Origin of the sequence: Roseovarius sp. 10, from assembly GCF_033100315.1 — a bacterium.
Classification (GTDB): Bacteria; Pseudomonadota; Alphaproteobacteria; order Rhodobacterales; family Rhodobacteraceae; genus M30B80.
Map to the genome: position 1 here is coordinate 491086 of NZ_JAWLVH010000001.1, position 24313 is coordinate 515398.

The following is a 24313-nucleotide window of genomic DNA, read 5'->3' on the forward strand; positions in this document are numbered from 1 at the left end:
ATCCCATGCCATGCGCGGCGCGAAAACTGGCCGATAGGCGCCCGGTGCCGCCCGTGATCGGCGCGGCGCTGTGGTCACGCCTCGAAGACCCGGCGCTGCGCTAGTTTAGGAAGCCGCCACATCATCAAGGCGAGATAAGCTGAGCTGATGGCGGCAAGGTAACACCAGACCGACTTGAAGGCATAGCCCGCGAAGAGCATGGTAAGCAGCATCGAGGCGGCGACCAGGATTCCGAACGGTCGCACGCCGGGTGCCGAGGATGTCAGGAGCGGTAGGCAGACGACGCAGGCATAGATGGCTATCAGGACCGCGCTCGGAACCAGGCTGCCATAGATCAGGCGCGTCTCGTAGAGGAGCGAGCCGTGAACGACATCGACTCCGAGCCGGTCGGGGCTGGCCAGAAGCGGCAGGAACAGCGACAGGCCAAAGACCGCGCCGAACAGCAGGATTCCCAGAAAAGCCCGCCGCAGGTCTTTCCGGTGTTCGAGCGGGATCACCGCAAGCGGCGCCAGCACCAGCCAGACGACATAGGCGAAGAACAGGAAGACCATTGCGGCGCCGAGCGAAAAATGCCCGTCCGGATCATCCAGGCTCAACCAGACCAGACCCTCGGATATCTGTTGCACCCCGAACATGACGGGAAACGAGGCCAACACCAGATAACGCCGGTCCGTCGTGCAGGCATGCCGCAGCGCAAGCCCGCCAAGCGGTATAAGGACGGCGGCAGCGCCGAAGCTCACGGTTGCCGATATGCACATGGTTCACTCCCCTTGGCATGCTCCTGCGGCTTGTCGGGCACTGGTTTCCAAAGAGTTTGTGCCACCTGTTTGTTCGAGGCCCTTGCGCCGCTCGATCTTTTCAAAATTGGCGAACAACGTAAATACGCAGGAATTCGCGGGAAATCCCTTGCCGCAGAACTTGCCGATCCAACTCCTTATGGGGGAGATCGTGCTTCGCGCGCCGGACCGCCGGCGCGCGAGCAGGAACATGAGCCCGGCGAGAAGGAAGGCTCCGTAGCGCAGCGCCCCCCCACACCCACGGGCTGGCCGTGATCCTGCCTAGGAGGACGGCAGTCACCGCCGCCCCCGGCGCCAGTCGTCGAGGCGGGCATAGATGGTGACTGCGATGCCACAGAGTGCCACCGCGATGAACACCCAGCGCAGAGTGTCGAGATACGGCACCAGCGGCAGGATGGCGGATTGCGTCTCGGCCAGGACGCCCTGTGCCACCTCGACGCCCGCCGCGCCCAGCGTCGCCACGCCCGCCGTGCCACCACCCTTCATCGTGCGGCTGTCGGCCAGCACCTCGCGGGCGGGCGGCGCCTCGGCTGCGAATGCGGTCGCTCGGACCGGGAAACGCTCGCCCCACTGGCGTGCGGGGCCGAGGTCCACATGGATGAACCCCGAGCGCGGATAGAAGCCGAAGCCGAGGAACCCGACCTCGCGCGCCGCGGCCTCGAAGGCCACTGGGTCGTGGTTCGCCATGGCGATGTCAAACGCCGCACCCTCCTTATGCTTCAAGCGGATTGAGCCGCCAACGTCACGTTTGTGCTCAGGGCTGCGATAAGGGGAGAATCCGCTGGACCAACCAGTCAATGATCAGCAGCGCCGCAACCGGCAATCCCTTCCAGCCCAACCACCACCATTCCCGTCAAATGCCACACCGCCGCCATCATGATCCCCATATTGAAGGCAAACTCGTTAGCGCAGCTCTGTCTGAAGAACTCCCCCTCGAGGAACATGCACGAACTTATCGATTAACTTAGTGTGGTTTGGGTTTCCTTCAGAACGTAATAGCCACCTTTTCAAAAGCTGAGTAATCGGGAAGCGGGAAAAAAATAAATTTATTCAACACCTTAAAACAACGCATTTTGCTTCATAGCTGTCGGATATTGATGTACACTTTGGTCAGAAAAATGCGGGAGAACTGATAATGTCCAGTCAAACTGAACGAATTGCTCGAGCGCGATTGGCAATCAACGAAGCAGCTCAAATTAGCAATCCTGACAATGCTATCGCAATGCTTATGGAGAAAGCTGAGATCTCTTCAGGAGATGTGGCTGGACAGTTTTTCTCAGAGTTCGATGATCTGCAGGCTTATTGGACGAGTATCTCTATTGAGAAAAGAGCCACATTACTATCCGATTACCTAGACACTGAAGCAATTTATCAATCTTAGTGCGTTGATAACCATGCAAGCCCACTCAAGGCTTATCGGATTCGTACCGATCGGTATTTAATTATTTATGTTCGGCCTCGGCAAAAAAGACCAAAGCGGCAAGCAAGTCCGCATTGAACATCGTGGCAAATACACCCGTGCCTCACGCACTGGCGGCGTCTCTGTTCGTGCTGAGAAAAAACTTGGACCCGTTAACCTCACGGCGAACTCTTCCAAAGGCCTGCGGGTTTCAACCCGCGTGGCAAACGGCGCTCGGGTCGCGTTGCAGAATGGTCGTTTCCAATTCATCGGTCGATGGAAAGCTGGACCTCTTGGATTTAATTTGTCCAAGACTGGTGTGAGCGCTTCTGTGAAAAACCACATGGGCAGCTTTAACTTTCTGAAGCCCCAATACTCTTCATTTAAATTTGCGGGCGTGCAACTGCGCGGCAAAAAGGCCGCACAACTACAGTTAATTTACATAGGCGCCATGGCGGTCGGGCTAGCCGCAATGCTGGCTATCCGATTGGTGATATTCCTGCTTTGGATGCTAAGCCTCCCTATGCTGCTACTGTGGGATATGGCAAAGGGGTTTGCGCAAGGCTTTCGCGATCGGTGAGGTCGGCACTCCGAAGACATTTCAGGCGCCAACTTAACTGACCACTGTCGCCTCAACCCAAACCCGACCATCCTCATTCCAATAATAAACGGTACCATCCGATGGCCGCGGAACTGGTGGCTTCCAAAGACAGGTCTCACGGTCAAGTTCCCAAGAGGGATAATCTTTCGGCGGAATAAACGCGTCTTTCTCTGCATCATAAGTGAAGCCAATCCCCGCAAAGTTCTTGCGCAATGCTTTTGACTGATCTGGGCTTGGTGTGTCGCTGTTTGGAAGATAATGCACCCCACCGCGTGTATTGTAGGATGTCTGGATCCATTGACCTTGAGAAGCCGGTGGCGTGATGGTTTCCAGATCAGCAATAGAGTCTGCAACCACCACGTTCTGAACTATGTCGTCTTCGACCCATGCAAAATGGCTCATGTCGTAAATGTCCCTGATGATGTAAAGCTGTGAAATGTGTAGCCTCCTGACTGGGTGATCGTCCCACCGGAGGCGCGCGGTGTCCCTGCATATCGGACTATGACAATTCCTGAGCCGCCGGCGCCTGAACTGACAGCATCGCTGCCGCCTCCACCACCGCCGCCAGTATTGGCCGCGCCATTGCGTCCGCCGGCTGGGTAGGAGTTTCCGCCCCCGCCGCTTCCGCCATAGGCGGCTTGGTCATTGCCGCGCGCTGAGCCTGCTCCCCCGCCTGCATAGGTCGTGCCATTGAGCCAAGTTTTACCCGTGCCTCCGTTGCCCGGCTTAGTATTGGAGGGACTACCGCCAGATGAAGCGTTACCCCCGCGCGCGCCCGCACCACCACCGCCGCCGCCTGCGCCAGCAAAGGCCCAGGTAGAGCTCCAATTCCCCCCACGATTTCCGAAACCATAGGTTCCGCTGTCTCCTGATTGGCTCGGCTGGGTCCCCGAACCCCCACCTGTGACGACATAGTCTCCTCCGCCACCTGAGCCGCCCGACATCGCACTGCCTGTATCTCCGGTGCTGCCACGCCCACCGCCTTTCGCACGAAGCCGCGCGCCAAAGGTCGTGTCTCCGCCCATATAGCCGCTATTGCTGGAGGAGGCGCCACCTGCGCCAATGGCAATGGCAAAAGCTGTGCCTGCAGGATCCGAATAGGAGGCTGCGATATAGCCGCCTGCGCCCCCGCCTCCACCATGGCGCTGGGCGGCAGAGCCCCCGCCCGCCACGACTAGGACATCATAGCTGAGGCTATTTGCGGCCCCATAAAAACTCTGCGCTAGAGTAATTGCGCCTGAGCTTGGCGCATTTCCCTTGCCACGATACTCTGAGAGCGCATGCGGCACGGTGCCGCCGAACTCGGCAGCAATATCTCCAAGCGAAATCGCCCCTGTGGTTTGTAAAGGCATTATGGCGCTCCAAAGGCTGTAACATCACCGGTGACGGTGAGATTGCCTGAGCTGTCGAGGGCCATGCGAGTGGTGCCGTTATAGCGCAGCTCTAACTTGGTTCCATTTTGAAGCAGGGACCAATTGCCTAAGTTCAAGCTTGTGATCCCTAATGCCCCACTCTCAAGCGGGGCCAACTCAAGCAGAGCCTCTGTGCCATTGTTCCGCTTAAGAAAGACGCGACCATCGTAGGTGTTAATGGCCAGCTCACCTAAAACAAGGTCGCTCAATTGTGGGACTTTACCAGCCACATTTGATTGTTTGAGTTTGATCGACATCTGTCATGCATCTCCCGTTTGATTAGAAAGTGCCGCAGTCGATCGTCACACCGCTTAAGATGCCACCCGTAATGTTCACATTACCTGCAGATTGCAGGGCAAGACTGCCTAAGCCCAAATTGCTACGGGCCTGGGCTGCATCTGTGAGATCGCTGAGATTGGCGGATTTTGTGAGTTTCTCTGCAAGACCAGTGGTAACACTCGAGGCGAAGTTTGGATCATCGCCTAAGGCTGCAGCAAGCTCGTTTAGGGTATCGAGAGTGCCGGGCGCCGATCCAATGAGCGCATTGACGGCGGCCTGCACAAAGGCGGTGGTTGCAATTTGGGTATTGTTGAGCCCCGGTGTGGCGGTAGGGGCCGTCGGTGTGCCGGTGAGGCTCGGTGATGCAAGCGGGGCTTTTGTGTCTAGGCTTGCCTGAAGCCCTGTGACTTCTGAGATGGAATGGCTATGGGTTGCCGGTGGAAAATTACTTGGTTTGCCCGTGATGCCTGTCCAAGGTGCGCTGTCAGCGGCTTCCGCTTGATCCACTTTGCCGTCAGCATCCGTGTCATAGACAGAGCTCAACATATCGCCTGCAGCAAGAGAGGAGAGTGCAGCGTCTAATTGAGACTTGCGCACCAATTCCGTGCCAAGGCTTGCATCGACACTTGCACGCGGTGCTTGCGAAAAAATCTTAACAGCGGGGATGGTTTGCGTTGAAGCAAGATCCACAAAAGCGCCTTTGCCGGCTAAAGGTGTGATCGAGCTTGCGGTACCGGTACCGTCATCGCCGAGACCTACATAGAGGGTTTGGTCGATCTCATTATGGGCAATTTCGCCAGATTTGAGGGATGCGGGGGCTCCAGCGAGACCAGAGACACGGCGTTTTACTTGAATAATATTGGCCATCAGAAAAAGCCTCCATTGATGGGGAGATTATCGGGAACAATAGTGATGCCAGGCGCTCCTTGGGGCCCGGGCTCGCCAGGTGGGCCTTGAACACCTTCGGGGCCTGGAAGGCCTAGAACGGTCACGCGCCCGACCCCTTGAGCCACGTTGATTTTTATCGGCCCGCTTGGACCTGATGCGCAGGGCGAAGTGTAACTGGTCATGAGGGGTCTCTTGTGATGGGAAGGTGGACTGGGATCTCCAGAGAGAAGCCTAGGTGAAGAGGCTCAGGCAGATCGCGGCGCACCAAATCGATCATAACCGAACCTTTGGTGAAGCGCGCAGTGGCCGTACTTGGGATTTTAATTTCAACGCGCGTGTCACTGATCCGGGCGAGCGTGCCCTCTGCACTCGTTAATGTTGTGAGTGCGAAGGGATCGCTCGGCTTCCCGCGGATATCGGCCTCAAACAGACTTTGAGACGGGAACAGCGCGGCCTCTGTCTCAATCTGAAGTCGATAGGTATAGCCGATAAGAATGACGGGGCCTTGAACAAAGCAGCTCATGGGCGCCACCCGCAAAACTGTTCTCCCATCTCGTTATGTACCAGGATTTGCTTCGTGGTCTCATCTGTGAGCTGATCTTCGTCACTTGGACGAATGGGGTTTGCCCAAAGGCACGGATCAATCTCGGGGCTTGGTACTTGGGCGCATCCAGCGACGCAGAGCATCACGGTGGCTTTGCGCAGTTTTTTGATCAAGCGCATCACGCAGCTCCTTTGCTTTGATCATTGTGTGAAGGCGGGCTTCTGCGCGTTTGCGCCAGTAATGGGATTGGGCGGCGTGCTTGCCGCGCAGGATCGCAAAGCCAATACTTGCAGCTGCAAGTATCATGACGGTGAAGACCAGTTTGAGCGAAATCAGGCTTTGCTGGGCCCATGTGAACATACGCATCAGGCTCATGGCGTTTTGCCTTTGCGATGGTCGTCAAGTCGGGCTGCACGGGTTTTGAAAGCCAAAAGCAGCATGCCGACGCAGAGCGCGAAGATGAGAGCGGTAGGGATAAACTGGAACCCGGGGAGGTCGTGCAGGAGCGTGAGAGTTCGGGCAATGAGACCTTGTGCGGTTTCAAGGTTTGAGACGAGTGGCTCTAGAAGCATGAGAAGACTGCTGAACGATCCAACTAGCCCCAGTCCCATTTGTTGATTTGCGGCTTTAAGGATACGGCTCTCCTGGGGCGCACCTGTTTTGCGGGCCGGATCTACGCTGCGTGATGGGGCATGGCGCAATGCCTCGCAGAGTTTCGTGTCAATCAAAGGGGCGAGGTCTAAGCTGCGATCAGCACGAAAGGCGAGAATACCTGCACGTGTACGTGGCCCCATAACGCCGTCTGCAACGCCCACCTCGTAATAGCCCAGAGCCCGGAGGCGTGTTTGCACGTCAAGGATCGAGCAGGTGGCCTTTGGGGTGACTTGGCCCGCGCGCCGTATGCCCAGAAGCCGCGCCGCGGGATAGCGCCCAATGCTAACGGCATCTCCTTGATTGCCGCCTAGGATGTACAGGAACTTACCTTCGATTTTGCTGATAAAGCCGACATGGCCTTGCCAGCTGGCGGCTTTCCCGCGCCAGAATACCGCCAAGTCGCCCTCTTGTGCTTCAGAGAGGTCGACCTCAATGCCCCATGTGAGATACGAACGCGCAGTTAATTTGCGTGTGGATTGGAGGCCTGCCTCCTCCAAACAATGTCCGACAAAAGCTGCGCACCAAGCAACACTGTCATGTTCGATATGGGACTGACCAATGCTGGCGTACATCTTCAAAATGGTGGGGTTATTCTCAGGGCCTGGCCCCTCAACTGTGCCGAGATAAGTTTGGGCGATTTGATAGGGTGTCATATGCTGCTCCCATGACTAAAAAAGCCGCCCAAAATCTTGGGCGGCTGAATGGCAGATGTTTTTGGTATTAGGGGCGGGCTACATTTAGCCTCTATGCGGCGCTGCGCTCACCTTGCGCTTGATGAGCCCAATCTTCTACTGCAGCGCGCGCAGAGGAGCCAAGGCCGGTGATGTTTTCGAATTGCACCTCAAAAAGTCCCTCGCCGAGATCGCCTTCAGGCCAGGTGCCGCCTGTTTCTAAAATGGCGCGGCGCATAAGCTGAACTGGGTCCTCACCAGCGCGCATGCGCGCGAGAAGGTCCTGCTTTGTCAGAAGCGTCATTATATCCCCCTTGGGTCAAGCGGTGACTGCATTGATGTGGTAATGTGATTTTGTAAAATCAAGGTGAAGCTTATCGCTTATGGCGTCCCAGCCAGCGAATAATCACCGCCTCTGCGCCACGTGGGCCCAAGTAAGCCAAAGTAGCCACAAGGCCCGTTGAGACCGGCTGCCCAAGGCCCAAATAGCTTGCAAGCGCTTCGCCAATAATGGCCATACCAATGGCAATCGGGATTTCCCAAAGAAGCTCTTTGCCGAAGAACTTGCGATTACCGAGTTTGACTTCGCCTGAGTGATACATGAGACGGCCAATGGTGGCGCCCAGAAGCGTGGTCAAAGCGCCGCCAAAAAAGCTGTTGAGTGTTTCAATAAGGCTGCTCTCGCTCATGGATGGTCTCGCTTTTAGCTGCGTGATCTTAATAGGTCCCGCCATCAAGCAGCTCTTGGAAAGTATCATCGCTGATGTTGCGGATCATTAGGCGTGGGGGTTGGGTGCTTGTATCAAACCAAAGCATACCTGGAGCGGTGTCCTCGGGCGCATTTGGGCCTGCATTGGAGCTTTGCAGCGCCTCAAAGATTTCATTGAGGCGCACGCGTACGGCAAGGCCTGCATCATTAATGATCACAAAGCTTGGGGTTTGGCTCATGGGCTTACCTCATCAATCCGGATCTGAAGCGCGAATATCGCGGGCGTGAACGCGCGATCTGTGGTGGTGATGCGTGCCCGGGCCTCTATGGCGCGTGCCTCGATCTCGTGGCTATCAATGCGCCCCCATGGGCTCCAATTGGGCGCATCATTTGGGTCATCATCTGTCTCACGCAGTTCAATCACTGCATCAACTTCGGCACCATCTGTGCCATCAAAATCGGCCCAATCGTCTATGTTATTGAGGCGCGCATCAATATCATCGCGCAACGCAAGCGCGCCGATCTCAATATGGCTGCGCACGCGCACGCGTTTGAGTGCTCCAAAATCTAAGCCTGTCTCGAATTGATAAAGCCCCTCATAGCTTTGTGTTTGAGGTACACCGGAGGGGTCTAACTCTTCGGGGATACGTAAGCTGCCCTCTTGCACAGTAAGGTTTGTTTTGGCGCCCAAAAATGCGGGCTCAGCTTGAAGCTGATCGAAGGGTGCGAACCCTAAGACATGAGAAGCTTTTGTCGTGACGTGTCGGATTGCGCCAAGCCTGCCTTCGCTATCCTCTGCGCGAACAAGGTAAGTGCCAGGTTTGAGTGGGACGACTGCGATCGCCTCGGCGCCCGCAATTTTGTCCATGAATATAGAACTCGACCAATCTGCAGGTTCCGCGACTGAATGTCGGATGATGATATTCCCGCCAACCCTGACATCAACATCGCGAGAGCGTTCCCACTTGAGAATGGCGAGCCCACCCGCGTTTTGAATTGTGAGACCTTCAAGCGGCTCCGGTGGGGCGGTGAGGCCTACCACTTCGCGCGCGCCCTCGCGCCAAATAGAGGAGACGCCGAGAACCGAGATGGCTTTTACTCGAAACGTCCACTGGCCTGGGCGGATATCGCGAAGCTCAAAACTGGTACCAGTTGTCCTCCCATAATCTTGCCAGCCCAAACCATCTCTTTGCGCCTCCACCTGGTACGTATCCACAAAGCCGTTTTGAGCCTCTGGCCAGATGATGCGCAAAAGCACTTTGACGGCGGAGCCATCACGTGTGACGTAAAGCTCTTCCTCGCCTTTTGGAGCTCCGGGTGGGGCTACATCAAAGGCAGAAGGCAGGGTTGTGCGCGGCGCTGCAGCATAGATTTGTTCTTCGGATGCGGACCAGCTGTAGACCAAAGGCGAGGTCTCGCGCAGGATCAGTTCTGGTGCGAGGCGCACACCCTCGCCAATTTGGGTGAGATCAAGTCTCACTGATTGAACCTCGAACGGTTTTCCATCGGGTAGAGCATCGCCGTCAAAGCCCCAGCGAGAATATTTAAAAAGCGCAGTTTCTCCAGCGGCCACGCGCCAGGCTTTCAACTTTCCACTCAGTTTGAGCGTTTGTTGGCGGCGGTTGCGCTCAAGCTCAATTTTGGCGATGCGCTGTGCGGCTGCCGCAGAGATTGTGAAAGGCAGCGAGATATCGCGCCAGATTTGCTCGCCGCCATCCTCTAAGCGATAGACCTCGCTGGCAAAGCCTGGAAAATCATCTGGCTGCCAATCATTCTCCGGGCTGACGAATTGGCCACGCACAGCGTTGAAATTGGAGCTGCGACTTTGGCGCGTTGTGAGCGCGATGCCGCCTTCTCGGATATCATCACTGGTCAGGATCTCTGAGGGGATGCGGTAAGCGCCTGCGCGCATGTGCCAAGCGCCGCTTTGCCAAACACAGCGCCCCGCCATGGAGGTGAGCATCGCCTCAATGATGGTCTTTGGGGTCTCTGCGAGTGAGATCACGCCATCGCAGGCGTAGCGTGGCTCACTGCCACCTGTGGCAAGCGGGATTAGCTCATCACAGATATTGGCGGCTTCAATGAGGCTTTCAATGCTGATCCCGTCCTCAGCTCCGATCGCTGCACCAAGGCCGAAGATCGGATGGGCCATATAATCGGCGATGCAGAGCGCTGCATTTTGTGTGAAGCCGGTGCTACCAGTGCGGGGGTCAAAGATATCATCCTTCCCTTCGATATCGACTGTGATGTTGGGGATGCCGCCTGGGAATGTGTCTTGATCATAGGTGAGGCGCAGATAAAGAGCGGCGCAGCCAGAAAGGCGATGTGCGCTGGTCCAAAATTCTGGGGCAGCAGTGATCAGATCGGCGAAGGCCGCTTGATTGGGCCGCCCTAAGCGCTTCTCGATCGTGACTTTGCCTGCCCATCGCCCTTGTGCCTGGCCTGTTGCGTCCACCGCCATCTCGCCCTCAAAGTAAATCGCCCCAATGGATTCGACGCGGTGGCTTGCAAGCACCACAACCAGGTGCAGATATTTATCTTGCGCTCCGGTGGAGTGAAGAAAGGTGATCACACCGCCCTTCCGCGTGCGCCCGTAGACCATTTGACGGGGCATGACTGGTTCGCGCACGGTAACGGTGCGTGATTGCAACTCCATCTGACCCAAAGATGGTTTTGGCATCATCGATTGCGTGGCGGCTGAGAGCAGCATAGAGGCGCCAAAATTGGCAGCAAAGCCAATCAATCCGCCGGCTGCAAAGGCTGCTGCCACACCACCGGCCGCAACAGCGGCCCCGCCCAGCGCCACGGCTCCAATGACAACAGGAGGCATAGCTTAGCTTCTCCAGGCGAGGTGACAGTTCAAGAGCGGGCGCGTGGCCAAACCCTCAGGCGCAAGGAAGGCTGCGCGGGCGCCCAAGCAGATGCCAAAGGCTTCGGGTTGGCCGCCCAAAACAAGATCCCCGCGCTGCGCAAGCCCTACGGCTCCAAGTGGCGCACCCAATAGTGCGCGTGCGCCTTCCTCGAAGGACGCCCAGCCCAGTTTGCGCAAAACCCGCTCAGCGCCACGTGGGGTTTTATAGCGTCCACGCCAGATCTGCGCATGATCAGGGCCACCTGTCAGCCGGTGTCGAACATCAAAGGCCCAAGTGGCGCAATCATGCGCGCCCCAGACGAAGGGGCGCCTGCGTGCGTCTTCAATGGATAGGGCGAGGAGGTGGTCCCAGTTTGGAACGCGTGCGCCCGGCTTGCAGCGCTCAGGCATTTGATATACATTGTGAGACATGTTTATCCTTGGTTAGGAGAGATCAGATGCAAGTTGCAAAATGGGGAAACTCGCTGGCGGTGCGCTTGCCTGCTGATTTGGTGCGTAAGCTTGATCTCAAAGCTGGCGATGAGATTGATCTGCGCGCAGATGCACAAGGTTTTGCAGTGTTGCGGCAGCCTCGCCCTGAGGAGGTGTTAGAAGGTTTGGCGCAGTTTCGAGGACGCTTGAAGGCGGATCAGCGTTTGTCGCGTGATGACGCCAATGTCCGCTGAGTTCGTGACTGCTCAATATACGACGGTTTGGTTTTTTGACACCAATATTATTCTCTATCTCTTGGAAGAGGGGGAGAAGGCGGAGATTGCAACGGGACTTTTGCAAAAGCGTGGGGTGATCAGCGTACAAGTCCTCAATGAAGCATTGGCCAATTGTCGGCGCAAAGCGGGGATGAGCTGGGAGGAGGCGGGCGCCTTTCTCAAAGGCGTACGCTATTTTTGCGATATTTGTGATGTGACGGTTGAGACGCATGATTTGGGCCTTGCGCTCGCTGCACGGTATCAGTTCTCGGTTTATGATGCGATGATTGTGGCAGCGGCTTTGTCTGCGGGCTGCACTACGCTTTATTCTGAGGATTTGCAGCATGGCATGGTGATTGCAGACAGCTTGCAGATCGTGAACCCATTTCAGGCTTTGACTTGAGGTCATCCTCGCCCCCATGTGATCTCGCGGTCTTGGATTGCGGTTACATGTTCAAAGCCGCGATCTCCGGGGAACAGGACCTGCTGGCTTTCATGGGTGTAGCGCCAGTTGCGTGGAGTGTTGAGATCAATCAGCCGGCTTTCATATGAGATCGTGATAGTGCATGTGGATCCATCTTCACTGATCTCAGGGATATCTAGACGTCCTGAGAAGGCTTGCACGGGATTGGCAATGACCTTGCGCTCAGGCGTCAGGAGCGCGAGCCATATCCTTCCGGGGCTTCCTTGACGCGCTTCCTCGATGGCTAAGCTGATGAGATCAAGAGGCACGCCTGAGAGCGAAACGTTGGTGCCAGAGGCCACCACATCTGAGGTCTCTTCCAAGGCACCAAGACCGATGAGGGCGCCCGCACCTGTCCAGAGCTTATCATCCCAGGTAATGTCATGTGATCCGGTCCAAATGCGCACCCAGCCAGATGCAAAGGCACCCTCAAAGAAGATAGCAGGGTAGAGTTCACCGCTGCTTAAAGCGGCGAGATAATCCACGGTTGCATTGCGGGTCATAAGGCTTCTCTGGCAGCGAAGGTGAATTGATATTTCCCTGCACGCCCTATGGAAGAGGGCACAGGGCTTATGAGGCGGAGGGCAAGTTTGGGATTAATGACTTCAAGAGCGGCCCCATCCACCGGGATCTCGCGTAGGCGCGGAAGGAAGCGCAGCGTGGCATAGCCTGCTGCGTCCGAGCTGACATCTTCTGTAATTTGATAGGTTCGGCTTGTCGCATCTGTTCCAAGGGAGAAAAAATCTCCCGATTGAAACAGCGGCGTCGATGTCTGCCAATCTCGTGTTTGAAGGCTGTTGCCGCTTTGATTGCCGCCCAGAACTGTTCCGCTTCCAATGTCTGTCGGTGGTTCTATGGAGGGATCACGAAACAAGAACCGACCGCGGACCCCTCCAAGCCCTGCGAAGAATGCAGAGACACGGCGCCCATCGCCGGGGCGTAGGAGGGCCAGCGTGATCTGATACTCCCACCATTCTCCACCCCAGTCTTGGATCTCCTGTGTGCCAGTGAAAGGAGAGGTGGTTGCGGTGGCCGCCGTCGCAAGTCTGCGCTCAAGCGAGGACACCAAGGAAACCGGCAGCTCGGGGATCATATTGCATGCCCTCTGCGGCGTTGATTGGCCACGCTTTGAGTGGCGATGCGTGCGATCTCTGGAAGCGCTGCGCGCAGCTTCAGGTCAATTTGTTCAGCCACCCCAGCTTGGGCACCTCGGGCATCAATATGGATGTTGATCCCGGATGTGGCCATTATGCCTGGGGCGTACTGTCCTGCCTCTTGGCGATTTAAGACTCGCTCGCCGCGTTGCAAAATGGTGGGCACTTCATCGGGCCCCAGTCCCACCCAGCCGCCGCGATGAAGGCGGGGGGCTAGCGCAAATAGTGCTGATGGCACGTAGCGCTGATGGCCAGAGATGCCAACCATCCCGCCTGTATGGGAGACGGCCGCTGTCACGGATCCGCCACCACCAAAAATCCCACCCAAAGCGTTCGCAACCGGGCCCAACACGGCGCGCCGAAACTGAAGAACCGCGAGGTCTGCCAGGATCGATCGTACCATGCCGCGAAAATCAAGCTTTCCGGTCTCTACAAAACTCCGAAACGCGTTTTCCGCGCCAGAAAATGCTTTGCTTAAGGTCTCCCCAAGGGTTTTGCCCCAATTGAGCGCGTCAGATGCATAGCCCTTCAATGCCTCTGAGACTGCGCGCCATCCGCTGTTGGTTGCTGCCCCTGCGCCTGTGGATGCTGCTCCAGCCTCTGCCACGGCTTGCCCCAAACGTTCCGCAGAAGCCGTTGCTCCATCCAGAGCCTCCGCACCGTCTGCGCCAGTATCCGCGACCGCGTCCTGCAAAGCCTGCCAAGCGGTTAAGGGAGCTGTTGCAAGAACAGCAAAATCTTCTGAAGCCTCTTTATACGCATTCGCAGTAGCAGAAGCGGTCGAAGTAATTCGATCAAGCCCAAGATCCGGGGCGCTCAGCGGGTTGTCTGAAAAGGCTTGTCTAAAGGCTTCTGCCGCAGCGGCTCCAGCCTCAAGCGAAGCCCCTGTGAAGGGGTTCGCGATATTGCCCAAGCTGATTTCGCCAATCTCACCGAATGCAGTTTCGATCCCCACTGCAGCCAAGGCGTCCCGAATGCGTGTGGTAAAACTGTTGATCCGCGTAATGGCCCCGTTCAGCATCGCTTCCACACCGTCAAGCATACGGTTTGCGGCTGTGAAGATCAGATCGCCCACCACAGCGGGCAGACGTGACCAAATCTCACGAATGGCCATAAGCGCACCTTCGAACGTATTGGCTACAGTATTCCCAAAGGCAATGACGCTCTCGATTGCACTATCGATGGCAGCCGCAGCATCGGCTTTGAGGTCGTAGAATAGGGCGGCCATAGAGGTCCCGACGGAGGATGCTCCAAGTTTTATCCTCTCCCACACCTCCAGGGCGAGGTCTTTCAACAGGCCCATGGCCGTGCCAAAACTTCCTGCGCCAGCTATGAGGCGAGCAAACCAATAGACAAGCTCTCCTGCACCGACAATTAAAGCTCCAATGCCAGTGCGGATGAGTGCGCCTTTTAGAATGACAAGAGTGGTGGCGAGCCCGCGTACCGACACGACCGCCGCAGCCATAGCAGCTACCCAACGCCCTGCCATAAACGTGGCAAAGCTGCCTGCATAAATGGTCAAGCGATCTAAGTTTGCGAGCACCGCATCAAAGGCACGAGAGATTGGGCTGGTACTTGAGGCGAGAGCCACAAAAGCATTGGCTGCAGTCTCTAGTATCGGTGCCAAGGCAACTGCAATTCGGTTGCGCACGCCCGTGAAGACTTGCCCAATGCTGACAAGGGCCAGTTCTGAGCGGCGCATGGCCGCGATGGCATCCGCATCAAGCACGGCGCCCAATCCTTGGGCCTGGGCGCCAAGGCGTGCCATCTCTGTGCCTCCGTTTTGTAAAAGAGGTATGAGGCGTGTGGCATCTGACGCCATGGCTTCAAGATAAAAGGTCATCTCCTGTTGGCTAACGCCGGCGCGCTCAAGACTTGAAACATAAAGCTGCAAAGCCTCGGGACCTGACAGTCTTGCAAACTGCTCTGCTGTAACGCCTACACGCGGAGCGATATTCTCAAAAAAATCCGCCATTGGGCCTCCGCCCGTCTGCAGAAAATCCCCGATGCGGTCATTCACATCTTTCAAAATGTCGGCGAGTTTTTCCTGCTCAATACCAACAGTGGCGGAGGCCGCCGACCAGCGTTGGAAAAGCTCTGGCCCAGAATTGGCCACTCGTGAGAGTTGATCGATCTCATTGGCCGCTGCCACAGTGGACCGGGTCATCACCACAACCGCCCCTGCGAGAGCTGTTGCTGCGGCACTTGCCGCAATTCGAGCGCGGCGGGCAAACGCTGCCATACGAGCATTGGCCTGATCTAGTTCTCGGCTCAGGCGCCCCATTCCGCGTGTGCCTGCTTCACCCACGCGTTCAAGTTCGGCACGGACTTGGCGACCTCCCGTGGCAGAGAGCCGGACAGAGACGCGTTTTTCAGCCATAGGAAAGCATCCTTGAAGAAATGAAAATTTTATCTTACGTTTTGCTTATCGATCAGAAAGGAGTATGATCATGGCAGATACTGCGACACTCTCCTCGAAGTTTCAGATATCAATTCCCAAAGCCGTGCGCAGAGCACAGCAGTGGGAGGCGGGTTTAACTTTCGCCTTTATCCCTAAAGGATCGGGGGTTTTGCTGGTCCCCATCCCCAAACGGGATGCGCTCCACGGCATCGCAAAGAACGCCAACCCGCGCGATTACCGTGACCGCGCGGATCGCACCTAATGATTCTGGTTGATACATCCGCATGGATCGAATGGCTCATTGGTTCCACAACCGGAGATTTGGTGGCCGGCGAGCTGCCTGCGCAAACAGATTGGCTTGTGCCAACTATTGTTCAACTCGAACTTTCCAAATGGCTGTCGCGCGAGTTGAGCGAGGACAAGGCAGATCAGGTAATAGCATTCACACAAACTTGCCAAGTTGTTGGACTCGACACTGAAGTGGCGCTTGCAGCGGCCGAGGCCTGTCGCGCGCAGAGCCTCGCAACAGCAGATGCAATCATTTTCGCAACGGCTGATCTCAATGGAGCAAAGTTACTGACTTGCGATAAGCATTTTGCTGGGCTTCCGAATGTTACCCTAATCGAAAAGCTGAGTTCATAAGGTGTTTGCCATGGCAGGACAGTCCCGACACTTTAAAAACCCAACTTCGCCAGGTGTTGTTTTGCGTGAGCTCTATCTGGCGCCCATTGGATTGAGTGGCGCTGCTCTGGCGCGTCATTTGTTTGTCCCGCGCAGTCGGATCTCTCGCATTTTGAAAGATGAAGCCGCCATTACAGCAGATCTGGCCCTGCGGCTGGCACGCTTCTTCTCCACGACGCCTGAATATTGGATGAACCTGCAACGTGCGTGGGATTTAGCGTGCGCAAAAGAGACAATTGATGTCTCAGGGATCAAACCCCTCGAGGCCGCTTAATCTTGTCTGCTCGTTTGTTTTGCGTACCATTACAGCTTCGATGGCGGGCAATAGTTCTGCGATGATGGTAGTAGAAACGCCAAGTGCGCGGCCCATCTCGATAGCCGTTGCCATATCCCATCCAAGGACACGGCCGCCGCTCATGCCGTCAGTGATGCGCATTTGCCCACCCAGTCTGAGCACCAGATCCCAAATTTGCCAGCCTTCAAGGGTTAACGGCTGGTGAAGCTTGCGCGGGCATTCCGCGCAAACAGATCGGCATTCCGAGCAATACTCGCCGCCCCCGCCAAATTCCCAATCGGCGAGAGCGGTTGGGCGTTTTTTTCTGCATCCAGAATGAGCGCGCCCGCGATATATTTTGTTTGGAACGCCTCAAAGATCGGCCAGAGTTCCAATAGCGCGTCGATGCCTTCAGGCGATAGAGGTAGTGGTTTGCCGTCTTCGTCACCCACACCCTCCCAGTCTTTCACTACGATGCGCGCAACCGCTTTGGCCACAACTCGAGCGAGATCTTCGTTTGAGTGGTCTGCATTACTCTCAGCCTCAGACGCCGCAACAACAATCGCCGGATCACTGCGCGCCGCGAGCATGATGGCGGTGGTGAGTGGTTCGACAAGAAGACGAACGCCATGACCAAGATTGAGCCAGCGCGCTTCGGTGGAAAGGTTTAAACGCAGCATGCTCAATATACCTCGCGTTCATTGGTAAGCGTGACAGTGCACATACGGCCGAGAACTGGATCACTGGCTGCTTGCCAGTCGAAGGTTGCCTGTACACCTTGCGGTCCTGAGATCTCGATCCGGGGACGAGGCAAATAGACGGCATGTGCTGTCAGTGTCAGGGTCTCGCCGATGGGCAGGGTATAGGAGAACTCCAACTCGCAGGCCTCGCCATTGATGGCTTGGGTCACCAGCGTCTGGTCAGCAAAGCGTACAACGACATTGCCAGTCAGAGCCGCAATCGACGGGTCCGCGCCGTCGATCTTGCCATCGGCACGGATCGTCTCAATCCGGTCGAGGTTGTTGGCATAGGTAAGGTCGGCAGAGACAACGTTACCGATGTTGGAGCCATTGCGCGTGATCGCCCCGTTGAAGTGGCCAAATCGTTTCAGCGCGATATTGGCTGGCGTGCCCGCCGCCGTGCTCGTGGCGATGTTTTCGCCTTGGGCCACGATGCTGGCCGTCGCGGTGAGCAAGCCAGAGCGCGCCATCTGCCAGTTGAGGCTGTCTACCATGCAGCCGGAATACATCGCAAATCGTGGCACCTCCGGCATGCCGGTCTCGACCGAGAAGGACGGCAGTGCCCAGTTTCCAGAGCGGAACTCGTGGGTGTAGGGTCCGGTCCCGGTTGTCATCGGGGCGCCGAACGCAGCCTTCAGCCAAAAACCGAAGGCCTCAGCATCCAGTGGCACGACAACATCGCCATCCGCCGTCACCGCATCTTTGATCGGGGCCTGCGGATCCCGGCCGTAGCCCAAGAGTTCCGATGTCTGAAGCGGTTGTTCAGCCCCCAGCGTCGTGCTGGCAAAAGGCATTTTGGTAAAGCCGCTCGCAGGCGGCGTGCCATAGGTTGTTTCGAACGCAAGCGCCATCTGCGCTCGCGCCCCTTGGGCTCGTGCCATGGTGTTCTCCTCGGGTTATCGGGATCAGCTGAGTGGGTCAGCCGTTGAATAGTGCAGGACGACCTGGATAACGGCGGCCTTCAGGCTCGCCGCGCCCTGGACAGGCAGATCTACAGGCTGCGGCGCCTCCGCCTCGACCCAATCGCAGAGGCCGCCCAGTGTGCGGTCGGCGGCGAGCGCCGTGCTGATGCTGGCGGTCAGGGTGTCGAATAGGACATCACGGTCAGGGCCTTGAACCACAGCCTCGATTTCGGCGCGATGCTGGTAGTGATAGGCGAGCGGCGATAGCGTCACCTCGGGCTCCTCCGGCTCGCCGTCGCGCAGGATCAGCAGGCCAGCATCTGGGACGCGCTCCGGCAGCACATCATCGCGCAGGGCGCTGGCTGGCAGTGCCGAAAGCCGCGCGTGCAGCGCGGCGAGTATGGTTTCGCGAATTGAAGGCATGTCACTCCCGGACCACCGGGGGTGGCTCGTTCTCAATGCTCTGTGTCACCCTTTCTGGGTGACAGGTTTGCCAGATGGCGCGGCAGATCGGATCGGCTGTGCAGGAAATCGATTATGATGACCTGCTCGGCATTTTCGACGAACACGACAAAATGCTGTCCGGCGCGCGCAAAGCGCAGATCTTCATTAAGATCCGGATCGATGATCCGGCGGCAATCCTGCGACTGCGCCATACCCGCCGCGATGTTCCGGCAGACGGCAATCAAGTCTTCTTCGTAGGCAGCAGCCTGCCTGGGGCCAAAAGTCTCGACCGTCCAAATCGCGATATCGATGAGGGAGCGTTCCGCCGCTCGTGTGAGGCGCCAGGGTTTTGGCATTTTGGGCTCGGATCAGGACCGATTGCGGGAAAGAGCAAAGGCGCGTCGCATGGCGTCCTCACCACTGCCGTCGGCAAATTCCCCTCGGCGAGCCTGCTCAAGGCCAACCGACAGCCGCGAGCGCAAGTCTCCGAGTTCGGCTTCTTCGCGTTCCAGAAGGCGTAGTCCTGCCCGCAAGGCTTCTGAGGCATTTTGATAGCGTCCCGAGGCAACCAAGCGGTCGACCAGGTCGGATTGCGTTTCAGTCAGGACAACGTTTCTCGTGGCCACGGCAGTCTCCATCAGCTTCATTGGCAATATATGCCAATTTCGCCCGCCTGTCGACTGGCCCCGTCAAACCCGTTCAGACACCCAATTCGCCACGATCAGCCCCGGCACCGCCGCCTGCGCGCGCTCTGCAACCCGCGCCAGGTCCAGCCGTTTCGCGAGCTTCACCTGCGGCACCAGTAGGAAGATCGGAACGGTCGCCTTACCGCGCCCGGTCTTTGAGCGCGATGCAACACCAAGTCCGCGACTGTTCAACCTCCCATCGGCCACCAAAAGGCTCGGCCCTCGACGGCGATAGACGAACCGCAGCCTTAGCCCCCGACGCCGTTCCCATTCCCCCGGTGTGATGCGCCCGCCTTTCAGGCCTTTGCCTGCCGCCGCCGTCGGGATCGCGAGCCAAAACCCGTCCTTCGAGCGGATCAGCGGGCCCGTGTCGTGCGCTCCCACGATGACCGGCGCCTTCGACCAGACCAACGCGGCGGCCTTCAAGCTTTCACCAGCCTTTGGATAGGTCTGGCTCCGGATCGAGTTCGCGAGGCGCCGACCAAGCCCCGCTTGGGTGATCTGCCCGCGCCAGGCGGATTTCAGGTTCGTGCCAGCTTCGCGCATCGCGGCGCTGACGGCCTTTTCGCCCGCTTTGATTTCGGCGGCCATCACTGCGACGAGGTCGGGTGTAATGTCGAGGCCAAGCTTCATGCGGGGGTCAGCTCAATAGTCCAGACCAGCCGCTCGCGGTCACGGCGCGGCTCGCCCTGGATCAGAAAGGTTTCGTCCCCGATCAAGATCTGCTCTTGGGGCCGAGGGTCTGGGATATCCGCCACCCGAACGTCGATCCGGGTGGTGTCTGACAAAAGCCGCGCCGCCCCAAACTCAGTGATTTCGTCAGGACGGCGCAGGATGCCCCGGGCGCGTGTGAACTGCCCCTCGCTGTCTCGATGCCATATCTCGACCGAGAGGTTGGCATCAAAAAACAAGACCTCGAGGGCGTCAGCAAAGGCGCTCATTAGGTCCGCTTGGCTGTGCGCAGCACCTGTGGGCGCGTGCAGATGGGCAGCGGGTTGCTTTCGATCTCAAGGCGCACCCACTCATCGCGCTCACGGTCAGGGATCATGCGCGCATAGAGCGGAAGTCCTAAAGTGTTGACGGTTTCAAACGTGTCTGCCGGTGCAAAGTAGATCTCAAAAAGCCCCTCGATCCCTTGCGGGTAGAAGAATGCCTTGTCGGTTGGAACACCAATATTGGAATTACCCCCATAGCGGCGGAAGGTAATGCCGCCAAAGTTCACCTCGTCCACCACCCTGCCCCGTAACTCGCTGGCGGCAGCCGTGTTGAGATAGGTTTCGCGGATCTCCTTATGCGCCACCAAATCCGCAAAGAAGGCAGAGCCACATTCTGCGCGCAGGTTCACAGGGCCCATTACAAGGCCGCCCAAGCTTTCCTCAACGCTTTCAATCAGCGCCTGGCATTTCTTGCGCAAAACGCCCGACCCTGGCGATGCGTTATCAAGGTCAAAATCCACCTCTGCCGCCGGCATGATCCCAAAATCATTGGCAAAGTTGATGACAACGCCACCATCGCGCGGGTCTTTCACCACGCCTTGAATGGCGTTGAGCAGGTGATATTCGAACGTCGCCTCAGCATCTGCGCGCAGTCGCCGCAGTCGCCGCGCGACCTCTACCTGCGCCTGCTGCGTCACGCTTTCGGAACCAAACTCGCGGATGCCCTGGATCTCAGAGGCCCAAAGCACATCCTGCTTTTTGAACTGCCGGCACACAAAAGCCCGAACTTGTCGGCTTTCAGGCTGCTGCTGGTCATAATTCGACCCACGCTCGGAGAACGGGATCAGAGATAACGTCCCGTCCCGGCTCTCAATGACGACTGTGCGCGTTCTCACACCGCGCTCGCCAAACAGCCCAGAGCCAGAAAGAGTGGCCGGCTTGAAGGGGATGTTTTCCAAAGCCCGTGTGAGTTCAATAACGGAGAAGGCATCGCCTTCAAAAATATCCATAGTTGCCATGTGTAGAATTCCTTTTGTCAGGGGGCTCAGCGTAGGATGACGCCAAGCGCACCCAATGCCGTGGTGGCGGCGGTGATCTGGGCCTCGCTCGCCCCCTCGGGCCAGATGATCTCATGCCGGTTCACGAGTGCGGGGCCGCGCAGGATCACGACGCCTGGGGCGTCAGCCGCTGAGGCGTCAACGCCAGCCCAGAGAATGCCGGCAGCATTCTGACTGCCGTTCGTGGCAGCCGGCGTGAGCTTGGTGAATTTGCCGCCCGTGGTGATCTTGCCAAGCACAGTGCCAGGCTCGAGCTTGCCCGCACCCGATGCGATGGTGACCGTCTCCCGCGTGTAATCGCGCAGCACCTCCCAAACGAGAAAGCCACCGGCGTGGTTTGTTTCTGTCAGTATGCTCATGATGGCTTATCCTTTTGTCTTGAACGTGCGAGCGATCACATCGCCCCAAGGGTTGCTGGCAGCGCCCCTGCCAGGCTGGGCATGCAGCGATTGTGGCGGCAGGCCCTCAGCCTCGGCTTTCGCGGCCAAAAGCCTGCTGCGCACCATGTCCAGATCCGTGTCCTCTTCCAAAAAGCGGCCAGCCATATGCGGCTGCCCCGCAAGGCGGCAGAGATCGATGACCATCCGTGCATGAGCGATGGCCTCGGCGCGAACGCTCGCGCTGTCAGTCATTGTGGGCGCAGTGTCGGCCTGGTGTTCGGGTTCAGCGGGCGCGCTGGTGCCTGCATCATCCTCGTTCTGGGGTTCAGCGATTTCAGGTGCATCTGGTTCGCTTGCAGCTGTCACCAATTCGGGCGGTGCATTGCGGAAGCGCGACACATCAAAAGACGCAGCAAGTTTCACAGGCTCGGCCATACGGTCGATAAACCCGAGAGCCAGCGCGTCCTTTGCATCAAGCCAAGTTTCAGCCGACATCAGGTTGGCAATCTCTTCGTCGGTCGCACCTGATTTCGCGGCATAACCTTGAATGAGGCTGCCCTTCACCTTGTCGAGCGCCTCGGCAGTGGAGCGCATGTCCTCGGCCGTGCCCATCACCAGCCCTGAGGGGTCATGGATCATCAAAAAGGCGTTTTCTGGCATGACAATGGTGTCGCCTGCCATGGCGATATAGCTTGCAGCTGAAGCCGCAATACCATCAACCCAGACGGTGATCTCGCCCGCATGACGCTTCAGAGCATTGTAAATGGCGACCGCATCAAAGACCGAGCCGCCGGGGCTGTTGAGGCGCAGATCAATTGCCGCATCATCCGGCAAGGCGCCGAACTCTGCCAAAAATCCCTTGGCCGTTACGCCGTAGGCACCAATCTCATCATAGATCAGCACTTCCGTGCCCGTCCCCCGGGCACGGATCATATACCAAGACTTCATGAGGTTACTCCTGTTGTAGGTCGGTGCCCGCATCCCTATCGGGCGGTCCGTCACTAGAATTTGGGTTGGGCTCTTGGATGGGCGTTGCTCTTGCCCCCTGCGTCTCACCTGGGCTTGCGCGATACATCAGGCCCAGATCAGCCGCCCGTTGTGCGTCCGAGGCGTTTTCCTGATCGACCTCTTCCACATCGTACCCTGTGGCCTCGACCACCTTCCGCCGTGATGTGATGCCAGCTTCCATCGCCAGCACCTGCGCTTGAATGTCTTTCAGAGGATCCACCCAATCCCACCGTGGTGGGATCCATTGCACAGGACGCGCCAAACTCGGGGCCGCCTCAAGGGCCCCAGAAAGGGCCGCTGTCTCCAGCCAGCGCATCCAAACAGGCCGGCAAAGTTGATGCGCCACAACCCCATGCTGCAACTGGCCAATCCGCCGCCGGAACTCCACAAGTTCTGCCCGCAGGCTGGAATAGTTGGCCTGTCGGACATCGCCGGTCACAAGGTGATACGGCAACCCCAGCGAGGCAGAGACCGCGAGCAGCGTGCGATATTGGAAGGCTTCATATCCACCACCAACATCAGCGGGGCTTGAGAATTTCACATCCTCGCCAGGCAGCAGCACCTGCATGGTACCAGGCTCAAGGCTGGCCACGGCCGCACCATCAAGATCGACCTCCCCCTCGCCCATCATCGGATCATCAGGGGCGGTTTTGGTGATAAAGCCCGCAAACATTGCAGCCGTCTTTTTGCGATCAAGCTCTGCATCATCATACTGATCGAGCAAAAACAGCCGCACCATCGCCGGGGCGATATGCGGCAGCCCTCGGATTTGCCCCGCATCGATCGGTCGATAGATATGGAGCACATCCTCAGCTGGCACACGCGTCGTAGACGTGCTGCCCTGCCCCGCCTCAGTACTGTCCCCTGGATGGTGTCGGCGGAAGTGGTAGGCCACACGCCGGCCAATCAGATCAAATTCTATCCCACACCGAATACGGTTGCCGTTTGGCGCCGTCTCAGTTTTGTCAAAGGGCAGCATCTCAGATTGCAAAAGCTGTAGCTGCAAAGGCACCATCAGCCCATCTTCCGCCCGCCTTGAGCGCAGCCGCACAAAACATTCCCCGGCGACAAACATCTCGCGTGCCACAATGGCTTGAAGGCCATAAAAATCTGTCAGCCCATCGGAATCTGCTTCATCCGTCCAGGCAAGCCACAGCTTTTGTACCTGGTCTCGTAAGTTCGCATCACGGATCAGCGAGGACGGTTTAATGCCGTCACCCACAAGGTTTGCGGCAAAAGCCTCGCACGCATTCGCGGCATAGCCGTTTGTCACCACCAACTCGCGCGAGCGTGCCAACAGTCGCGGGCCCCCAGAGGCCACCAGCGCGTTGATGTTTTCCAAGGGTGGGTTCCAACCCCGAAGCCGGCGCTTGGCCATAGCCCCCTCTAGACGCGCACGCATGGCTTCAGGGCCACCAGGCTTCTGGCGGCGGAATTTATCAAAAAATGCCATTCAGCTTAGAGGCCCTTCGTCGCCATCACGCGGATGTGCCGCACCATGCGTCGCCCCTCCGCCGCTGCAATCTCGCGGTCGAGCGCTTCAATGGCGCGGTCGATCTCAGCGACCGAGCGATAGTCCACCGTCTTTCCATCATAGCTGACACGGGCCACGCCCGAAGTGCGTTGCGACGTCAGAACGTCGCGGCGGAGTCTCAGTGTCGCAATATCCGCCATG

The 24313-nt window shown here is 57.7% G+C and carries 36 protein-coding genes and 1 pseudogene; 7 read left to right on the forward strand and 30 right to left on the reverse strand.

The window, feature by feature from the left end; translation table 11 throughout:
• Positions 1-74: 74 nt before the first annotated feature.
• From RYZ18_RS02370 to RYZ18_RS02380, 3 genes and pseudogenes are all read right to left on the reverse strand, one after another.
• The gene (locus RYZ18_RS02370; RefSeq protein WP_173495904.1) at positions 75-758 is read right to left on the reverse strand and encodes a DUF6629 family protein; all 684 of its coding nucleotides are present in this window, start codon (positions 756-758) and stop codon (positions 75-77) included.
• A gap of 315 nt (positions 759-1073) precedes the next feature.
• Positions 1074-1571: pseudogene (locus tag RYZ18_RS02375) on the reverse strand (YcbK family protein); the annotation flags it as partial.
• Between the two features lie 20 nt (positions 1572-1591).
• On the reverse strand, positions 1592-1741 hold the full coding sequence (locus tag RYZ18_RS02380; RefSeq protein WP_317654775.1) for a hypothetical protein: 150 nt from the start codon (positions 1739-1741) through the stop codon (positions 1592-1594).
• A 191-nt stretch (positions 1742-1932) separates the two neighbouring features.
• On the opposite strand from RYZ18_RS02380, the gene RYZ18_RS02385 reads away from it, so the two are divergent.
• Both RYZ18_RS02385 and RYZ18_RS02390 read left to right on the forward strand, forming a co-directional pair.
• Positions 1933-2178, forward strand: coding sequence for a hypothetical protein (locus RYZ18_RS02385; protein ID WP_317654776.1), 246 nt, complete (start codon positions 1933-1935; stop codon positions 2176-2178).
• Between the two features lie 67 nt (positions 2179-2245).
• A complete protein-coding gene (locus RYZ18_RS02390) occupies positions 2246-2776 on the forward strand; it encodes a hypothetical protein (protein WP_317654777.1) in 531 nt (176 codons plus the stop codon).
• Positions 2777-2809: 33 nt separating this feature from the next.
• Here RYZ18_RS02390 and RYZ18_RS02395 read toward each other — a convergent pair whose 3' ends face one another.
• From RYZ18_RS02395 to RYZ18_RS02450, 12 genes are all read right to left on the reverse strand, one after another.
• Positions 2810-3199, reverse strand: a complete 390-nt coding sequence (locus RYZ18_RS02395; RefSeq protein ID WP_317654778.1) for a hypothetical protein — start codon at positions 3197-3199, stop codon at positions 2810-2812.
• A complete protein-coding gene (locus RYZ18_RS02400) occupies positions 3196-4149 on the reverse strand; it encodes a glycine-rich domain-containing protein (RefSeq protein WP_317654779.1) in 954 nt (317 codons plus the stop codon). The genes RYZ18_RS02395 and RYZ18_RS02400 overlap by 4 nt, the downstream gene beginning before the upstream one ends.
• Positions 4149-4466, reverse strand: a complete 318-nt coding sequence (locus RYZ18_RS02405; RefSeq protein ID WP_317654780.1) for a hypothetical protein — start codon at positions 4464-4466, stop codon at positions 4149-4151. The genes RYZ18_RS02400 and RYZ18_RS02405 overlap by 1 nt, the downstream gene beginning before the upstream one ends.
• 22 nt (positions 4467-4488) lie before the next feature.
• The gene (locus tag RYZ18_RS02410; RefSeq protein ID WP_317654781.1) at positions 4489-5355 is read right to left on the reverse strand and encodes a head decoration protein; all 867 of its coding nucleotides are present in this window, start codon (positions 5353-5355) and stop codon (positions 4489-4491) included.
• A 199-nt stretch (positions 5356-5554) separates the two neighbouring features.
• Entirely contained in the window at positions 5555-5899 is a 345-nt protein-coding gene (locus tag RYZ18_RS02415; RefSeq protein WP_317654782.1) for a hypothetical protein, read from the reverse strand.
• Positions 5900-6016: 117 nt separating this feature from the next.
• Positions 6017-6295, reverse strand: coding sequence for a hypothetical protein (locus RYZ18_RS02420; protein WP_317654783.1), 279 nt, complete (start codon positions 6293-6295; stop codon positions 6017-6019).
• Complete coding sequence (locus tag RYZ18_RS02425) at positions 6292-7227, reverse strand: TIGR02594 family protein (RefSeq protein ID WP_317654784.1); 936 nt, start codon at positions 7225-7227, stop codon at positions 6292-6294. Before RYZ18_RS02425 ends, RYZ18_RS02420 begins: the two co-directional genes overlap by 4 nt.
• Positions 7228-7318: 91 nt before the next feature.
• Positions 7319-7549, reverse strand: coding sequence for a hypothetical protein (locus RYZ18_RS02430; RefSeq protein WP_317654785.1), 231 nt, complete (start codon positions 7547-7549; stop codon positions 7319-7321).
• A 70-nt stretch (positions 7550-7619) separates the two neighbouring features.
• Positions 7620-7934 (reverse strand): phage holin family protein, encoded by a 315-nt coding sequence (locus tag RYZ18_RS02435; protein ID WP_317654786.1) that lies wholly within the window; start codon positions 7932-7934, stop codon positions 7620-7622.
• Between the two features lie 28 nt (positions 7935-7962).
• Positions 7963-8193, reverse strand: coding sequence for a hypothetical protein (locus tag RYZ18_RS02440; protein WP_317654787.1), 231 nt, complete (start codon positions 8191-8193; stop codon positions 7963-7965).
• Complete coding sequence (locus RYZ18_RS02445) at positions 8190-10784, reverse strand: phage tail protein (RefSeq protein WP_317654788.1); 2595 nt, start codon at positions 10782-10784, stop codon at positions 8190-8192. Before RYZ18_RS02445 ends, RYZ18_RS02440 begins: the two co-directional genes overlap by 4 nt.
• 3 nt (positions 10785-10787) lie before the next feature.
• On the reverse strand, positions 10788-11237 hold the full coding sequence (locus RYZ18_RS02450) for a DUF6950 family protein (RefSeq protein WP_317654789.1): 450 nt from the start codon (positions 11235-11237) through the stop codon (positions 10788-10790).
• Between the two features lie 26 nt (positions 11238-11263).
• On the opposite strand from RYZ18_RS02450, the gene RYZ18_RS02455 reads away from it, so the two are divergent.
• Together RYZ18_RS02455 and RYZ18_RS02460 are read left to right on the forward strand one after the other, a co-directional pair.
• Positions 11264-11491: an AbrB/MazE/SpoVT family DNA-binding domain-containing protein gene (locus RYZ18_RS02455; protein ID WP_317654790.1), complete on the forward strand. Its 228-nt coding sequence runs from the start codon at positions 11264-11266 to the stop codon at positions 11489-11491.
• Positions 11481-11915: a PIN domain-containing protein gene (locus tag RYZ18_RS02460; protein WP_317654791.1), complete on the forward strand. Its 435-nt coding sequence runs from the start codon at positions 11481-11483 to the stop codon at positions 11913-11915. Before RYZ18_RS02455 ends, RYZ18_RS02460 begins: the two co-directional genes overlap by 11 nt.
• A gap of 2 nt (positions 11916-11917) precedes the next feature.
• Here RYZ18_RS02460 and RYZ18_RS02465 read toward each other — a convergent pair whose 3' ends face one another.
• Genes RYZ18_RS02465 through RYZ18_RS02475 form a run of 3 tightly spaced genes read right to left on the reverse strand, consistent with a single transcriptional unit; the run spans position 11918 to position 15509 of the window.
• Positions 11918-12478, reverse strand: a complete 561-nt coding sequence (locus RYZ18_RS02465; RefSeq protein WP_317654792.1) for a hypothetical protein — start codon at positions 12476-12478, stop codon at positions 11918-11920.
• Complete coding sequence (locus RYZ18_RS02470) at positions 12475-13068, reverse strand: hypothetical protein (RefSeq protein WP_317654793.1); 594 nt, start codon at positions 13066-13068, stop codon at positions 12475-12477. Before RYZ18_RS02470 ends, RYZ18_RS02465 begins: the two co-directional genes overlap by 4 nt.
• Positions 13065-15509, reverse strand: a complete 2445-nt coding sequence (locus RYZ18_RS02475) for a phage tail tape measure C-terminal domain-containing protein (protein WP_317654794.1) — start codon at positions 15507-15509, stop codon at positions 13065-13067. The genes RYZ18_RS02470 and RYZ18_RS02475 overlap by 4 nt, the downstream gene beginning before the upstream one ends.
• 70 nt (positions 15510-15579) lie before the next feature.
• Here RYZ18_RS02475 and RYZ18_RS02480 point away from each other — a divergent pair, with 70 nt between their 5' ends.
• From RYZ18_RS02480 to RYZ18_RS02490, 3 genes are read left to right on the forward strand one after another with little or no spacing between them, the layout of a single operon-like run.
• Complete coding sequence (locus RYZ18_RS02480) at positions 15580-15792, forward strand: AbrB/MazE/SpoVT family DNA-binding domain-containing protein (protein WP_317654795.1); 213 nt, start codon at positions 15580-15582, stop codon at positions 15790-15792.
• Entirely contained in the window at positions 15792-16172 is a 381-nt protein-coding gene (locus tag RYZ18_RS02485; protein ID WP_317654797.1) for a type II toxin-antitoxin system VapC family toxin, read from the forward strand. Before RYZ18_RS02480 ends, RYZ18_RS02485 begins: the two co-directional genes overlap by 1 nt.
• Positions 16173-16182: 10 nt before the next feature.
• Positions 16183-16485 (forward strand): HigA family addiction module antitoxin, encoded by a 303-nt coding sequence (locus RYZ18_RS02490; RefSeq protein ID WP_317655794.1) that lies wholly within the window; start codon positions 16183-16185, stop codon positions 16483-16485.
• Between the two features lie 212 nt (positions 16486-16697).
• On the opposite strand, the gene RYZ18_RS02495 is transcribed toward RYZ18_RS02490, so the two are convergent.
• From RYZ18_RS02495 to RYZ18_RS02550, 12 genes are all read right to left on the reverse strand, one after another.
• Positions 16698-17165, reverse strand: a complete 468-nt coding sequence (locus RYZ18_RS02495) for a hypothetical protein (RefSeq protein ID WP_317654798.1) — start codon at positions 17163-17165, stop codon at positions 16698-16700.
• 2 nt (positions 17166-17167) lie between these two features.
• The gene (locus RYZ18_RS02500; protein WP_317654799.1) at positions 17168-18106 is read right to left on the reverse strand and encodes a phage tail tube protein; all 939 of its coding nucleotides are present in this window, start codon (positions 18104-18106) and stop codon (positions 17168-17170) included.
• Positions 18107-18130: 24 nt separating this feature from the next.
• A complete protein-coding gene (locus RYZ18_RS02505) occupies positions 18131-18550 on the reverse strand; it encodes an acyl-CoA transferase (RefSeq protein ID WP_317654800.1) in 420 nt (139 codons plus the stop codon).
• 32 nt (positions 18551-18582) lie between these two features.
• On the reverse strand, positions 18583-18927 hold the full coding sequence (locus tag RYZ18_RS02510; RefSeq protein WP_300587391.1) for a type II toxin-antitoxin system RelE/ParE family toxin: 345 nt from the start codon (positions 18925-18927) through the stop codon (positions 18583-18585).
• 12 nt (positions 18928-18939) lie between these two features.
• Positions 18940-19197 carry a type II toxin-antitoxin system ParD family antitoxin gene (locus tag RYZ18_RS02515; RefSeq protein ID WP_317655795.1) on the reverse strand — a complete coding sequence of 86 codons (258 nt, stop codon included), beginning with the start codon at positions 19195-19197 and terminating at the stop codon, positions 18940-18942.
• A gap of 63 nt (positions 19198-19260) precedes the next feature.
• Positions 19261-19890, reverse strand: a complete 630-nt coding sequence (locus tag RYZ18_RS02520; protein ID WP_317654801.1) for a DUF6441 family protein — start codon at positions 19888-19890, stop codon at positions 19261-19263.
• A complete protein-coding gene (locus RYZ18_RS02525; RefSeq protein WP_317654802.1) occupies positions 19887-20198 on the reverse strand; it encodes a hypothetical protein in 312 nt (103 codons plus the stop codon). The genes RYZ18_RS02520 and RYZ18_RS02525 overlap by 4 nt, the downstream gene beginning before the upstream one ends.
• Positions 20198-21211: a major capsid protein gene (locus RYZ18_RS02530; protein WP_317654803.1), complete on the reverse strand. Its 1014-nt coding sequence runs from the start codon at positions 21209-21211 to the stop codon at positions 20198-20200. Before RYZ18_RS02530 ends, RYZ18_RS02525 begins: the two co-directional genes overlap by 1 nt.
• A gap of 26 nt (positions 21212-21237) precedes the next feature.
• A complete protein-coding gene (locus RYZ18_RS02535) occupies positions 21238-21609 on the reverse strand; it encodes a head decoration protein (RefSeq protein WP_317654804.1) in 372 nt (123 codons plus the stop codon).
• A 6-nt stretch (positions 21610-21615) separates the two neighbouring features.
• The gene (locus RYZ18_RS02540; RefSeq protein ID WP_317654805.1) at positions 21616-22578 is read right to left on the reverse strand and encodes a head maturation protease, ClpP-related; all 963 of its coding nucleotides are present in this window, start codon (positions 22576-22578) and stop codon (positions 21616-21618) included.
• A 4-nt stretch (positions 22579-22582) separates the two neighbouring features.
• Positions 22583-24091, reverse strand: a complete 1509-nt coding sequence (locus RYZ18_RS02545; protein WP_317654806.1) for a phage portal protein — start codon at positions 24089-24091, stop codon at positions 22583-22585.
• Positions 24092-24096: 5 nt separating this feature from the next.
• On the reverse strand, positions 24097-24312 hold the full coding sequence (locus RYZ18_RS02550; protein ID WP_317654807.1) for a phage head-tail joining protein: 216 nt from the start codon (positions 24310-24312) through the stop codon (positions 24097-24099).
• Position 24313: the final 1 nt, after the last annotated feature.